The organism is Ruegeria sp. CL5 (assembly GCF_056536485.1).
Genome location: NZ_JBQFPS010000009.1, coordinates 83,072 through 95,562, shown reverse-complemented (window position 1 = coordinate 95,562; position 12,491 = coordinate 83,072). Strand labels below are relative to the sequence as shown.

The window sequence follows — 12,491 nt, the reverse complement described above, 5'->3', positions numbered from 1 at the left end:
TTTCTCCCTCAGATATGGCCGATCTCGATCAGGAAATTGCCAAGCAATTCGGCATATTCCTGCGGGCGCTCGACACATGGCAGATGACCCGCCCGTCGGATCAGTGCAAAGCGCGAGCCAGGTATCAGATCAACCGTTTCACGTACTAGATCGGGCGGAGTCGAACCGTCCTCGCTGCCGGCAATTCCCAATGTGGGCAGCCGCAGGCCGCTAGTGGGCGTATAGAAATCTGTGCCCGAAATTGCGGCACAACACCCCAGATAGCCCTCAACTGGTTGCCGAACCATCATGTTTCGCCACAAGGGCATCTCAGGGCCGGACTGGAAGTGTTTCGAGAACCAACGCTCCATTGTGGCGTCAGCAAGCGCTTCGATCCCACCGGCGCGAACGGTTGCCATACGGTCTTGCCAGATCTTAGGCGTCCCAATCTTGGCAGCGGTATTCGACAGCACCAGTGCGCGGATCTGGTCCATGCGTTTTACCGCCAATCCCTGCGCAATCATACCGCCGATGGACAGGCCGACAAACACGCAGTCTTTTACCTCGAGATGATCCAGCAGTTGTTCAGCATCTCGTACCAAGCTCCCCATTGAGTAGGGGGCGGCCGGTTGGGACGATAATCCGTGTCCGCGTTTATCGAATCTGATGATCCGTAAACCTTTGGGCAGAACGGGTATAATCGGGTCCCAAAGGCGCATGTCGGTACCCAGTGAATTGGCGAATACAATGGGGGCTCCATCGACATCTCCGTCAATTCGATAGTGTAGACTTACGTCTTTCAGGTCAGCGATACGCATGTAATCGGTCCCCGTCTGTTCAGGGTGCCTAATAAAACAAACTCGATCAGATTTTGCACCGATCGCTTCCGATTGTCAGGTAAGGAATTCCAACGCCTGTTCAAATATCTGCGGATCTACATTCCCGCCCGAGGCCACGACGATCACGGTATCCCCTTCAATCTGATCTTTCCGAAACAGCGCTGACGCCAAAGACACCGCTCCACCTGGTTCCAGCACAATCTTGAGGCGCAAAAAGGCGAGGGCCACGGCGTGCAGTGCCTCTTGTTCAGATACTGCAAGTCCGGGGCCGCAAAGCCGTTGAAGAATCGGAAAGGTAATTCGCCCCGGTTGCGGTGTCAGGATTGCGTCGCAGATGTTGCCGGATGAGGCATTGTTGCTCTGGATCACGCCAACCTGCAGAGAGCGTTTAACATCGTCAAACCCCTCGGGCTCACATGGGCGCGCGCGTAGGCCGGGTGCATGAGGTTCCAGAGCCAGTGCAATGCCAGAGGTCAACCCACCTCCGCCGCAACATACGAGGACATCGCCTTCGGTCACGTCAAGCTCGAGCGCCTGACGCGCCAACTCCAATCCCGTCGTACCTTGCCCTGCAATCACTTGCGGCTCATCATAGGGTCGGATCAGCGTCAAACCGCGCTCAGTAGCCAGCGCTTCACCGATGTCTTCGCGGCTTTCGGTTGCACGGTCATAGAGGACCACTTCACCCCCCAGCGCGCGGGTGTTTTCAATCTTCAGCTTCGGCGCATCTGACGGCATGACGATGACCGAAGATATCCCGTGTTGTGCTGCTGCATAGGCAACGCCCTGCGCGTGATTGCCCGAGGAATAGGCGATCACCCCGCGGTTGCGCGCCGCGTCATCCAGCGCAGAGATGGCTGACCACGCGCCGCGAAACTTGAAACTACCGGTGTGTTGCAGGCATTCGGGTTTTACCAATACGCGGCGACCCGCGATTTCATCCAGAAAAGGTGATGACAGAAGCGGGGTCTCGCGCGCGTGCCCCTTCAGCCTGTCGGCTGCGGCTTCGATCATGTCAATGTTGCTCATGTGGCATCCAATATTTGGTGGATAAGGTTGAGGGATTGCAGTTCGTTCAGGAATGGAACGTGACCACGGTCCGGTACTTCGGTTGAGATCAGTTTAGGGTGGCGCGCGTGCATTTCTTGTACTGTGGCAGTGCTCAGCAGGTCGGAATTCGCACCCCGGATAACGCCAGTCGGGATATCGTGCAACGCGTCGAACATAGGCCAGAGGTCAGGAGCGGGCGTGTTTGCCGCCTGTTCGATCAGAGCGTTTCTCAGGGTAGGGTCATAGCGCAGGTCCAGTCCGGTATCGGTCTGGATGTATTGGTTCTCAACCTGCTGCCTCCAGATGTCCAAAGAGATACCTGGGAATTGCGATTCCATCATGACCCCAAGGGCGTGAGCCGCATCGTCGTAGGTTTTTGAGGTTGGGCGGTTGCCGACATAGCCCATGATCTTGGCAATACCACCGAGTTCGATCACCGGACCAACGTCGTTTAGGATCACACCTGCCAGACGGTCAGGATGGCTGGTGGCCAGCGCCATGGCGACCAGCCCACCGCGCGACGTGCCCAACAGGGTCACATTTTCCAAGCCCAGATGATCCAGCAGTTCAACTGCATCCTGCCCCTCGCGTAGAATGTTGTAGTTCATATAGTCCGCATCAAAATCGGATTTTCCGCGCCCGCGATAATCCATCGAAATCATTCGAAGATCCGCCACATGCGGTGCAAGAAATGAAAAGTCTCGGCAATTTCGGGTCAAACCCGCCAGGCAAAGCAGTGGCTGACCTGTACCTGTATCTTCGTAATAGAGGCGCTTGCCGTCCGAAGTGGTGAAATACGCCATCAAAGCCCCGCCAATTGCGGGATCGTTGTCAGGTCAGACAGCACATGGGCAGGTTTCCAGGGCAGGCGGTCCATCGGTTCCCCTGCGCGATTCACCCAAGCGGTAACAAATCCATAACCGCTTGCCCCAGCGGCGTCCCAGCCGTTTGAGCTGACGAACAGCACTTCGTCACGCGCGCAGCCAAACCGGTTTTGCACGAGATCATAGACGCTGGCATGGGGTTTGAAGACCCCGACGCTTTCAACCGACAACACGTCATCAAGCACATCTCCGATCCCAGCAGATTGAACCGCACCATCCAACATAGGAGGCGAACCGTTGGACAGGATGGCCGTCTGCATCCCGCCCGCTTTCAGTGTTTTAAGCATCTCGGGGACCTCAGGATAGGCCTGCAACTCCCAATACAAATCCAGCAGGCGCTGCCGAAGGGTGGTATCCCCTTGCAGGCCAACCGCTTCCAACGCCCAATCCAGCCCATCTTGCGTGACGTCCCAAAAGTCACAGTGCGTATCAGCGACAGCACGCAGCCAAGTGTATTGCAGTTGCTTCAGACGCCAGTGACTGGCCAATTCGGGCCATTTATCCGCCAGCGCCTCGAACCCCTGTTCCGCTGCGGCCTGCCGGGCAGCAGCAGCCACGTCGAACAGAGTGCCATACGCGTCGAATACACAAGTGGTGATAGCCATCCGATCCTCCCCTGATCGGGCGCAGGTAACCACAACCGGTTCCCGGGTTAAAGAGGGCAGGGTTTACAATGCCGTGTCAGCCTCTAGGCTGCGCCGTTCATTTCTTTTCAGGCCGGAGGCCATCATGACCGCAATCAAACAAGGCGACACGGTTCGCATCCACTACACCGGAACTTTGTTGGACGGCAAAGTCTTCGACAGTTCCGAGGGACGCGATCCGCTTGAGTTTGCGGTTGGTTCAGGCCAGATCATCAAAGGGCTTGATGTTGCGTTACCGGGCATGGTGGTCGGTGAGAAGAAGCGCGTCGAAATCGATTGTGTTGACGCCTATGGGCCGATCAATCCGGGCATGCGGCAGCAGATCCCGCGTGAAGGCATCCCGGATGACATTTCGCTTGAACCCGGCACGCAGTTACAGATGCAAACCCCTGACGGTCAGGCACTGCCAGTGACTGTTGTCGAAGTAGATGAGGCGACGGTGACCTTGGATGCAAATCATCAACTAGCGGGGCAAGATCTGGTCTTCGATATCGAAATCGTTTCGATCAACTGACGCTGATTGGATCAAAGGCCCGGGATATGTGACAACAACGGCTCAATCGCATCGCGCACGGGCGGTTGGGTCAGAAACACAAAGGCAATCAGCAGCGATGTGAGAATCAGCAGCAAAAGACGCGCACGTCCGCTTCCTGATTTGCGTTTCAAAGCTGGCGAGCGCGTGTTGCTCGCAAGGATCTGTTCAAGTTTGCTCATATCGTAATCCCTGCGGGGCAAAGATGTTCAAATCTTGGCACCCGCAGGGAAAGATATGGTCACATGGCCTCTGGCTGGGGCATGCCCAGAATATGATACCCGCCGTCGACGCGGATGATCTCACCCGAGGTGTAGCTTCCCGCATCTGAAGCCAGATAAACGGCAGTGCCGCCAACGGCTTCAAGCGTTGCATTTGAACGCATCGGAGCGTTTTGGTCGCAGAACTTGTAGGTTTTGCGCGCTCCGCCGATGGCGGCACCGGCCAGCGTCTTCATAGGGCCGGGTGAGATGGCGTTGACGCGGATGCCGTCGGGGCCCAGATCGTTTGCAAGATAACGGGTCGCGGATTCCAGCGCCGCTTTGGCTACGCCCATGACGTTGTAATTCGGCACCACCTTGTTCGAGCCCTGATAAGTCAGGGTCAGAAGCGTGCCGCCATTGTCCTTCATCAGCGGATAGGCGCGGCGCGCGACCTCGATAAACGAATAGGCCGACACATCCATTGAATGCTTGAAGTTCGCGCGCGTGGTGTTCAGGAAACGACCCGTCAGTTCGTTCTTGTCCGAATAGGCGATAGCGTGGACGACAAAATCGATGGTCGGCCAGCGCTTTCCCAACTCACCAAACGCGCGGTCTAGTGAAGCGTCATCGGTGACATCCGCATCGACCATGAAGTCGCTGCCAAGGCTCTGGGCCAGAGGTTCCAGCCGCTTACCGAACGCCTCGCCCTGATAGGTGAAAGCCAGTTCAGCGCCCGCCTCGTGCATGGCTTTGGCGATGCCCCATGCAATCGAGCGGTCGTTTGCCACGCCCATGATCAGGCCGCGTTTGCCCTTGAGAATATCCGACATCTTGTTCACCCGTTATACTTCGACAGAACCATGGATCCGTTGGTGCCGCCAAAGCCGAAGCTGTTGGTCATCACGCTGTCCAGGCCTGCATTTTCAACTACTTGAGTTGCAATTTCACCGGGCAGGATGCCTTCGGCAAGTGTGTCGACATTGATCGACGAAGTAATGAAATCATGTTCTAGCATCAGCAGACAGAAGATCGCCTCAAGCGCGCCAGCCGCGCCCTGCGCGTGACCAGTCATCGATTTGGTCGATGAAATCGGAGGGACATTGCCTTCGCCAAAGATACGGCGCACCGCTTCGACTTCTCCGACGTCGCCAACCGGGGTCGAGGTGCCGTGGGCGTTGATGTATCCGACCTTGCGGTCTTCGGGCACGGTCGACAGCGCCAGACGCATCGCGCGCTCGCCACCTTCTCCAGAAGGGGCCACCATATCGTGCCCATCCGATGTAGCGGCATAGCCGGTCACTTCGGCATAGATTTTCGCACCACGCGCCAGCGCATGTTCGAGGTCCTCAAGAACTACGATGCCGCCACCACCGGAAATCACAAATCCATCGCGGTTCTGATCGAATGCGCGCGAGGCTTTGTCGGGCGTGTCGTTATATTTGGACGACATCGCACCCATCGCGTCGAACAGGCAGGAGAGCGTCCAGTCCAGTTCCTCTCCGCCGCCCGCGAACATTACATCTTGCTTGCCCAGCATGATTTGTTCCGCAGCGTTGCCGATGCAATGCAGCGACGTCGAACAGGCCGAAGTGATCGAGTAATTGATGCCCTTGATCTTGAACGCGGTCGCAAGGTTCGCTGAAATCGTCGAGCACATGCATTTAGGCACTGCAAACGGGCCGATCCGTTTGGTCGCGCCGGTTTTCAGCACGGTTTGGTGTGCGGTCAGCATCGCGCTGGTCGAAGGTCCGCCCGAACCCGCGACCAGACCCGTGCGCGGATTGACGACCTGATCTTTGGTCAGCCCGGCATCAGCGATGGCCTGGCTCATCGCGATATGGGCATAAGCTGCGCCCGGTCCCATGAACCGCAGCGTGCGCTTGTCGACGTGATCTGCCACGTCGATTTTCAGCGATCCGGCGATCTGGCTGCGAAAGCCATGTTCGACCATCTGTTCGTTGGCCTCAATGCCGGATTTGCCTGCTTTCAGCGAGGCAAGCACCTCTTCAGCGTTGTTCCCGATCGAGGACACAACCCCCAAACCGGTGACGACTACTCGACGCATGTGCGTACTCCTTGTTTCGGCCGGTCAGGCTCAGGCGTCTGACAGAACGACCTTCATGTCCTTGACGTCGTATATCAATTCACCATCGGCTTCGACGATGCCATCTGCCACACCCATCGTCAGACGGCGCGTTTGGATCGCTTTTTTGAAATCAATTTTATAGGTCAGCATCTTCCGGTCCGGGCGTACCATCCCGGTAAGCTTGACCTCACCGACGCCAACGGCCATGCCACGGCCTTGCCAGCCGCGCCAACCGAGGTTGAAGCCGGTCAGTTGCCACAGACCGTCCAAGCCCAGACAGCCGGGCATGATCGGGTTGCCGGGGAAATGGCAGTCAAAGAACCAAAGGTCGGGTTTAATATCAAATTCGGCCAGTACATGGCCTTTGCCATGCGCACCACCATCGCCCGAGATATCGGTGATCCGGTCCATCATCAGCATCGGCGGGGCGGGCAACTGCGCGTTGCCAGGGCCAAAAAGCTCGCCGCGGGCGCATTTCAGCAGATCGTCCTTGTCAAAACTGCTTGGGAATTGGGCCATTCTGCCGCCTCTCCTGCCTGGGTCTGTTCGTTATATCTGGTCTCGTCTAGCACCCGTTTGCAAGGTCCTGCAAGACCAGCACGCCATATCATGCCGTGACACGTATACTTCTTGCGAATGAATTTCATTTGAAATTGCAGGTCGGGCGCACTTATATTAAGGGCAGCAAAACACAGGTATCGGATTCATGACACCTCAGAGCCGTGACATCGCTGCAAATTGGTTGGTTGACGCAGGTTTGCGCCCCACGCGCCAAAGGGTTGCTTTGGCCGAATTGCTTGTGGGTGACGGGTTGCATCGTCATGTGACCGCAGAAAGCCTGTTTGAATCCGCAAAAGCCAAAGGTGACGCGGTTTCGCTGGCGACCGTATACAACACATTACGCGCGTTCTGCGATGCCGGGGTTCTGCAGGAAATCACTGTGGACGGATCCAAAAGCTATTTCGACACCAATACGCACGACCATCCGCATTTCTATTGGGAAGACGAAAGCCGCCTAAGCGATGCGCCGTCAGACCAATTGGTGATTCAGCAACTGCCGGAAGCGCCTGAAGGCGTCGAAATCGCATCGGTCGATGTGGTGATCCGCTTGCGGAAGAAATAACCGCTAATCCTTTCGCAACAGCGTAACCAATGCATGTTCGGCCTGCGTGATCAGTGGATCAGTAGGCCCCGTGCCATGCCGCGCCAAAACGACGGATTCGGTTGCGTCCGGATCGATGATCGGCAGGCTTACCAGGCGGACCTGATCATAGCTGAAGCCGCTTTTAGGGCTGGTATAACTTATCCCGATACCTTCCCCATGAGCAGCCAGACTACGCGAAAGCTCGAGTGATTCCGCCCGGTGCGAGATTGTGGGATTCAGACCTTTGCGTCTGAAGAGCGCGAGCACATGTTGCGCGGACAGACCCTCTTTGGACAGAATCAATGGATGTGCCGCGAGCTCGGTTAGGGTCACCTGCTCGGCCCTCGCCAGTGTATGATCGGGTGAAAGCAGTGCATGTGGCGTGCTGTCGAACAGCTTCTTGCACAAAAAACCGGCGTCCATGCCCAGATCATACGTAAACGCAAAATCATATCTGCCATCGATCAGGCCGGAAATCAGACCTTCGAACGTTTCAACCCCGTGTGTCAGGACGACATCGGGCAAGGACTCTCGCAGACGGTGCAGAGACTGGGCCAGAAGAAATGGGGCCAGATCGACGAAGCATCCCAGGCGCAATCTGTTCTCGCCGGTTAGCGGCTGCTTTGACTGTTCTAACAGGGCTGCTCGGTTCAACAAGGTTTCGGCTTCTTCGATAAACTTGCGGCCTTGCGGGGTTAATGCCATCGCGGCACCCCGCCTTCGGGCAAAGAGTGGATATCCCAAATGTGATTCGACCCGGGTCAGTGCATTGGACAAGGCGGGTTGCGAGACGTTCAGGTGCTGTGCTGCCGCAGACAGGCTGCCATGTCGACCAATGGCGCAGACATATTCGTATTGGCGCAGAGTGAGATATAACATCAAGTTAACACCTAAATCGAAAGATATGATTTGAACAGAGGGCTCATTCATGCGCAGATCGGGCGACAAATCCAAGGAGACCGCGATGACTCACCCTCTTGTTTCCCAAGCCATAATTGACGACTTCCAGACGGACGGTGTTGTGTTGGTCAAAGGTCTGTTCGCCGATCACATTGAAACCCTGCGGGCTGGGGTTGCGGCAAATATGGATGAACCGGGTCCCTATGCGTCAGAGAACAAGAAAGACGGTGAGACTGGCCGTTTTTTTGACGACTATTGCAACTGGTCTCGTATCCCGCAGTTTCGTGAAGTGATCGAAACATCCCCTGCTGCCGAAGTTGCAGCCGACCTTATGCAATCGCAATCCGTGCAGATGTTCCACGACCATGTACTGGTGAAGGAGCCCGGAACCTCAATGGCGACTCCGTGGCATCAGGATGGGCCATACTATTTTGTCGATGGCCAACAAAATATAAGCTTCTGGTCTCCACTGGACCCGGTGAAACAAGCGACCTTGCGTTGCGTCGCCGGTTCGCACCGCTGGGAAAAAGAAGTGCTGCCTACTCGCTGGGTCTCGGAAGAAGGGTTCTTTCCTGATGAGGGGCAATACATGCCGATCCCGGACCCGGATGCCGAGGGTATGAAGATTGTGGAGTTTGAAATGGAGCCCGGTGACGCCGTGGCCTTCAATTATCGCACGCTACACGGGGCCCGAGGCAATACTTCTGACAGTCGGCGCAGGGCCTTCTCGCTGCGGTTGGTTGGTGATGACGCGCGTTATGTTGAACGTCCGGGGCGGACTTCGCCGCCATTTCCGGGGCATGACATGGTGCCGGGGCAACGGCTGCGCGAGGACTGGTTTCCGGTTCTGTTGCAGCGTTAGGACCTAGAACCACTGGCCCGATTCAATCAGGCCCAGATCCAGCAACTGGCGCGAATCCCACTCGAACGGAGTTGAATGGTTCCAGCAGAAGTCAGAGATATCGTACGTCGACCCGGCGTTCGTCTTCAACGCCTTGGCCGCACGGAAGGAGCAGATCGCGGCGGTCAGGTTGTTGTGCCAAGGGCATGCGTAGGTGTTGTATTCCGCCTCGTTGAACGTGTGATCCGGCAGAAGCTTCAGATCGGATTTTGCTTTAAACAGCGAAATCCGATCGATGCGGCGCCGTTCATAGGGGATATGATCTTCGAACCGCCAGCGGAGGCCACCGGACATATCCAGCTGCCGCTCTAGCGGCTTGCCAGATGCATCATGCCGCGTGTGGGCGTAGTATCCGGTCTTGTCCAGCATTGCTTGATCAGGGGCCACGCCGTTGGGAAAGGCCGTCAGATCGTTCGCATACAGATCGATCACATGGGTCAACATCGCCTGACGCCGCTCTTCTGAATGGAAGGCGAGCAATTCGCCAACCGAGCGGGTCTCGCAGAACGGATAGAACAGGTATTCCGCGTTGTAGCAGTAGTATATCCAGACGCCTTGCGTGGCTTGGATGATCCGGTTTACGGCGTCAAAAACGACTGTTCTGGGCGCGCATGTCATCACAACCCGGTAGACCCTCTCGCTCAGATCATCGTCGATCGCAAATTCCTGTGGCAGGAACGCGATCACCGATTTGAACCCCAGTTTTAGGTGGTGATGCAGCGTGCTTTCCAATTCGACTTCATCTTCGGCGAAGATCAGCGCTATAGGGCCCTTGTTCAGGGCCTCACCGCCGGATTTCAGAAGGTGATCAAGGGAATCGTACTGCATCGTTGGCTTTGTTTCCGCCTCGCTGGAAATTCCCGCCAAATTCGGGTAATTGCGCCAGCATTGCAAGCGGCGTTCGATACGTATAGACGACGCCGACCCAGCGACTGCAAAGGCCAACCCATGTCTGAACCGAAAAAGCTGTTTATCAAGACCTATGGCTGTCAGATGAACGTCTATGACAGTGAACGCATGGCCGAAGCGCTGGGCGGGCAGGGGTATGTCGAGACCAAGTCGGCCGATGATGCGGATATGATCCTTCTTAATACTTGCCACATCCGTGAAAAGGCAGCTGAGAAAGTCTATTCCGAACTGGGCCGGTTCAAGGGTCTGAAAGCAGACAAGCCGGATTTGAAGATTGGTGTCGCGGGTTGCGTAGCCCAGGCCGAGGGCGAAGAGATTATGCGCCGTCAGCCTCTGGTCGATCTGGTGGTGGGTCCGCAAAGCTATCACCGCCTGCCTGAGATGGAGGCGAAGACGCGCGCGGGTGAAAAGGCGCTGGATACCGATTTCCCCGAAGAAGACAAATTCGAGAAGCTCAAGAACCGTCCCAAAGCGAAGCGCGGCCCGACTGCTTTTCTGACCGTGCAGGAAGGCTGTGATAAATTCTGTGCATTCTGCGTGGTGCCCTATACCCGCGGGGCCGAGGTCAGCAGGCCTGCAGACCGCATTATTCGTGAGGCGCAGGATCTGGTCGAACGCGGCGTGCGCGAGATCACGTTGCTGGGGCAGAACGTAAATGCCTATCACGGGGCTGGGCCGAATGGGGACATGACCCTTGCGGGCCTGATCTGGGAGTTGAACAAGGTCGATGGGTTGGAGCGCATCCGCTTTACCACCTCGCACCCGAACGACATGGACGATGCGCTGATCGAGGCACATGGGACCTGCGAAAAACTGATGCCTTATCTGCACCTGCCGGTGCAGTCGGGATCGGACAAAATTCTGAAACGCATGAACCGCAGTCATACGGCTGAAAGCTATCTGCGATTGATCGAACGCATCCGCGAAGCGCGGCCCGATATTCTAATGTCCGGCGATTTCATCGTAGGCTTCCCCGAAGAGACAGATGAGGATTTTCAGGCTACTCTGGATTTGGTGGAAGAGGTCAAATACGGCTACGCGTATTCATTCAAGTATTCTACCCGCCCCGGTACGCCTGCGGCAGAACGGCCACAGGTCGATGCCGAAGTGGCAGACGAGCGTCTGCAACGGTTACAAGCCTTGATTACACGTCATCAGCGAGTGATTCAGGATTCCATGGTTGGCAAAACAGTCAGTGTCCTCTTTGAGAAAACTGGGCGTCAACCGGGCCAGATGGTTGGAAAATCCGAGTATCTTCACGCGGTTCACGTTTCGGATGCAGATGTGGCACGTGGAGATTTACGTAAGGTAAGGATCAAATCCTCTGGCGCGAACTCGCTGGGCGGCGACGTGATTTAATCCAATATACGGATGCTGCAAGGGTTCCTTCCGACCAAATTTAACCCTTGATTTATGACTTGGAACTATGCTCCGAGAGAGGCCAGATTTCTCGGGTGTGGGTATTGCGGCCTACGAAACTGTTGACCCGAAGAGGCAAGCCATGATGGCGGAGGGTACGAGTAGTGAGCTGGATATGTTTTCCAAAATCGAAGATGTCCCGCGTTTTGACGGCCCTCTTATTGATGTTATCTTGCGCTGCTCCGACTTTGGCTGGGGATGTGACCGGGGAAGTCACTGAACCTGACGTGATTTCGTCCGAACGATATGCCAGCGATATCCGGGCGTTTTATCTGGGGGTGAGCGCCAGTCGTGCAACGGGTGGTTCCGATGAGTTTGGCTTGCAGGTCAATGGCGGCTCAGTTTTCGGGATCGGAGAGGTCAGTACCGACGGCAACTTTGCCGGGTTTCGCGGGGGTTGGCGCGGGATTTTGCCTGCGAGAGGCGGGCGCGACTATGTCTATGGTCTGGAAGTCGGCTACGACTTTGGCACTCTGGACGGAAGCACGTCGGGACAGATCGGCGGAACACCCGTCAGCGGCAGATCTGCGATTTCCGATGTATTCTCGATCCGCCTTCGAAATGGACTTACAAACCGCAGCAAGAGTGTCCTTTACTTCGTTACAGTGGGCTATGTGCGTGGTGATATCACAACGTCGGCTTCTGTGACCGAAGTGGGTGGGACTACCCGCTTTGAAGACGTTGATCGACGTCAGGGTTTTTCTGCCAGCCTGGGTGCCGAGCATAGACTGAATGACGATTGGTCGATTACAGGTGAGCTCGAATATCTGCAGTTCGAATCAAAAACCGTAGAACTGGGCCCTTCTTTCAGCACCAAATCGACGCCAAGCTACCGCGGATTGCGGATCGGATTGAATTATACATTCTGAACCATTCGCAAAAACTGATATTTTATGCGCAACAACGGCGTTGATCGGCGCATTTGTCATCCCGTTTGCAAAAAACGAAACTGCGCCTTGCGTCCACCTCAATATGTTGTCTACGCTCGGGGTGAAACGCCA

General features: G+C 56.1%; 15 protein-coding genes. 5 read left to right on the top strand and 10 right to left on the bottom strand.

Annotated features, from left to right (window positions below; all coding sequences use genetic code 11):
• Window positions 1-8: 8 nt before the first annotated feature.
• The 4 genes from pcaD to ACR0IU_RS15685 all read right to left on the bottom strand — a co-directional run bounded on the left by pcaD (window position 9) and on the right by ACR0IU_RS15685 (window position 3,357).
• Window positions 9-797: a 3-oxoadipate enol-lactonase gene (gene pcaD / locus ACR0IU_RS15700; protein WP_480716902.1), complete on the bottom strand. Its 789-nt coding sequence runs from the start codon at window positions 795-797 to the stop codon at window positions 9-11.
• A gap of 75 nt (window positions 798-872) precedes the next feature.
• Window positions 873-1,847, bottom strand: coding sequence for a threonine ammonia-lyase (locus tag ACR0IU_RS15695; RefSeq protein WP_480716901.1), 975 nt, complete (start codon window positions 1,845-1,847; stop codon window positions 873-875).
• Window positions 1,844-2,671 (bottom strand): alpha/beta fold hydrolase, encoded by an 828-nt coding sequence (locus tag ACR0IU_RS15690; protein WP_480716900.1) that lies wholly within the window; start codon window positions 2,669-2,671, stop codon window positions 1,844-1,846. The genes ACR0IU_RS15695 and ACR0IU_RS15690 overlap by 4 nt, the downstream gene beginning before the upstream one ends.
• On the bottom strand, window positions 2,671-3,357 hold the full coding sequence (locus tag ACR0IU_RS15685; RefSeq protein WP_480716899.1) for a haloacid dehalogenase type II: 687 nt from the start codon (window positions 3,355-3,357) through the stop codon (window positions 2,671-2,673). The genes ACR0IU_RS15690 and ACR0IU_RS15685 overlap by 1 nt, the downstream gene beginning before the upstream one ends.
• Before the next feature lie 124 nt (window positions 3,358-3,481).
• On the opposite strand from ACR0IU_RS15685, the gene ACR0IU_RS15680 reads away from it, so the two are divergent.
• Window positions 3,482-3,910: an FKBP-type peptidyl-prolyl cis-trans isomerase gene (locus tag ACR0IU_RS15680; protein WP_480716898.1), complete on the top strand. Its 429-nt coding sequence runs from the start codon at window positions 3,482-3,484 to the stop codon at window positions 3,908-3,910.
• A gap of 11 nt (window positions 3,911-3,921) precedes the next feature.
• Here ACR0IU_RS15680 and ACR0IU_RS15675 read toward each other — a convergent pair whose 3' ends face one another.
• From ACR0IU_RS15675 to fabA, 4 genes are read right to left on the bottom strand one after another with little or no spacing between them, the layout of a single operon-like run.
• Window positions 3,922-4,110: a hypothetical protein gene (locus ACR0IU_RS15675; RefSeq protein WP_170397589.1), complete on the bottom strand. Its 189-nt coding sequence runs from the start codon at window positions 4,108-4,110 to the stop codon at window positions 3,922-3,924.
• A gap of 59 nt (window positions 4,111-4,169) precedes the next feature.
• Entirely contained in the window at window positions 4,170-4,961 is a 792-nt protein-coding gene (locus ACR0IU_RS15670) for an enoyl-ACP reductase FabI (RefSeq protein ID WP_010437983.1), read from the bottom strand.
• A 5-nt stretch (window positions 4,962-4,966) separates the two neighbouring features.
• Window positions 4,967-6,196: a beta-ketoacyl-ACP synthase I gene (gene fabB / locus ACR0IU_RS15665; RefSeq protein WP_480716897.1), complete on the bottom strand. Its 1,230-nt coding sequence runs from the start codon at window positions 6,194-6,196 to the stop codon at window positions 4,967-4,969.
• Window positions 6,197-6,226: 30 nt separating this feature from the next.
• The gene (gene fabA / locus ACR0IU_RS15660; RefSeq protein WP_170477575.1) at window positions 6,227-6,736 is read right to left on the bottom strand and encodes a bifunctional 3-hydroxydecanoyl-ACP dehydratase/trans-2-decenoyl-ACP isomerase; all 510 of its coding nucleotides are present in this window, start codon (window positions 6,734-6,736) and stop codon (window positions 6,227-6,229) included.
• Window positions 6,737-6,923: 187 nt separating this feature from the next.
• Here fabA and irrA point away from each other — a divergent pair, with 187 nt between their 5' ends.
• Window positions 6,924-7,340, top strand: coding sequence for an iron response transcriptional regulator IrrA (gene irrA / locus ACR0IU_RS15655; protein ID WP_170477572.1), 417 nt, complete (start codon window positions 6,924-6,926; stop codon window positions 7,338-7,340).
• 3 nt (window positions 7,341-7,343) lie between these two features.
• Here the strand turns inward: irrA and ACR0IU_RS15650 are convergent, their stop codons facing one another.
• Window positions 7,344-8,240, bottom strand: a complete 897-nt coding sequence (locus ACR0IU_RS15650; RefSeq protein WP_480716896.1) for a LysR family transcriptional regulator — start codon at window positions 8,238-8,240, stop codon at window positions 7,344-7,346.
• A gap of 85 nt (window positions 8,241-8,325) precedes the next feature.
• On the opposite strand from ACR0IU_RS15650, the gene ACR0IU_RS15645 reads away from it, so the two are divergent.
• Window positions 8,326-9,123: a phytanoyl-CoA dioxygenase family protein gene (locus tag ACR0IU_RS15645; RefSeq protein ID WP_480716895.1), complete on the top strand. Its 798-nt coding sequence runs from the start codon at window positions 8,326-8,328 to the stop codon at window positions 9,121-9,123.
• 3 nt (window positions 9,124-9,126) lie between these two features.
• On the opposite strand, the gene ACR0IU_RS15640 is transcribed toward ACR0IU_RS15645, so the two are convergent.
• Window positions 9,127-9,990 (bottom strand): hypothetical protein, encoded by an 864-nt coding sequence (locus tag ACR0IU_RS15640; RefSeq protein WP_480716894.1) that lies wholly within the window; start codon window positions 9,988-9,990, stop codon window positions 9,127-9,129.
• Between the two features lie 120 nt (window positions 9,991-10,110).
• On the opposite strand from ACR0IU_RS15640, the gene miaB reads away from it, so the two are divergent.
• Both miaB and ACR0IU_RS15630 read left to right on the top strand, forming a co-directional pair.
• Window positions 10,111-11,430 carry a tRNA (N6-isopentenyl adenosine(37)-C2)-methylthiotransferase MiaB gene (gene miaB / locus ACR0IU_RS15635; protein WP_480716893.1) on the top strand — a complete coding sequence of 440 codons (1,320 nt, stop codon included), beginning with the start codon at window positions 10,111-10,113 and terminating at the stop codon, window positions 11,428-11,430.
• Window positions 11,431-11,624: 194 nt separating this feature from the next.
• Window positions 11,625-12,359 (top strand): outer membrane protein, encoded by a 735-nt coding sequence (locus tag ACR0IU_RS15630; RefSeq protein ID WP_120981289.1) that lies wholly within the window; start codon window positions 11,625-11,627, stop codon window positions 12,357-12,359.
• Window positions 12,360-12,491 lie beyond the last annotated feature (132 nt).

Excerpts from the sequence above, each read along its gene's own strand:
- ACR0IU_RS15645 (WP_480716895.1), top strand. The coding sequence starts at position 8,326 with ATGACTCACCCTCTTGTTTCCCAAGCCATAATTGACGACTTCCAGACG.
- fabA (WP_170477575.1), bottom strand. The coding sequence starts at position 6,736 with ATGGCCCAATTCCCAAGCAGTTTTGACAAGGACGATCTGCTGAAATGC.
- pcaD (WP_480716902.1), bottom strand. The coding sequence starts at position 797 with ATGCGTATCGCTGACCTGAAAGACGTAAGTCTACACTATCGAATTGAC.
- ACR0IU_RS15685 (WP_480716899.1), bottom strand. The coding sequence starts at position 3,357 with ATGGCTATCACCACTTGTGTATTCGACGCGTATGGCACTCTGTTCGAC.
- ACR0IU_RS15650 (WP_480716896.1), bottom strand. The coding sequence starts at position 8,240 with ATGTTATATCTCACTCTGCGCCAATACGAATATGTCTGCGCCATTGGT.
- ACR0IU_RS15695 (WP_480716901.1), bottom strand. The coding sequence starts at position 1,847 with ATGAGCAACATTGACATGATCGAAGCCGCAGCCGACAGGCTGAAGGGG.
- ACR0IU_RS15680 (WP_480716898.1), top strand. The coding sequence starts at position 3,482 with ATGACCGCAATCAAACAAGGCGACACGGTTCGCATCCACTACACCGGA.
- ACR0IU_RS15690 (WP_480716900.1), bottom strand. The coding sequence starts at position 2,671 with ATGGCGTATTTCACCACTTCGGACGGCAAGCGCCTCTATTACGAAGAT.
- ACR0IU_RS15640 (WP_480716894.1), bottom strand. The coding sequence starts at position 9,990 with ATGCAGTACGATTCCCTTGATCACCTTCTGAAATCCGGCGGTGAGGCC.
- ACR0IU_RS15675 (WP_170397589.1), bottom strand. The coding sequence starts at position 4,110 with ATGAGCAAACTTGAACAGATCCTTGCGAGCAACACGCGCTCGCCAGCT.
- ACR0IU_RS15630 (WP_120981289.1), top strand. The coding sequence starts at position 11,625 with ATGTCCCGCGTTTTGACGGCCCTCTTATTGATGTTATCTTGCGCTGCT.
- irrA (WP_170477572.1), top strand. The coding sequence starts at position 6,924 with ATGACACCTCAGAGCCGTGACATCGCTGCAAATTGGTTGGTTGACGCA.
- fabB (WP_480716897.1), bottom strand. The coding sequence starts at position 6,196 with ATGCGTCGAGTAGTCGTCACCGGTTTGGGGGTTGTGTCCTCGATCGGG.
- miaB (WP_480716893.1), top strand. The coding sequence starts at position 10,111 with ATGTCTGAACCGAAAAAGCTGTTTATCAAGACCTATGGCTGTCAGATG.
- ACR0IU_RS15670 (WP_010437983.1), bottom strand. The coding sequence starts at position 4,961 with ATGTCGGATATTCTCAAGGGCAAACGCGGCCTGATCATGGGCGTGGCA.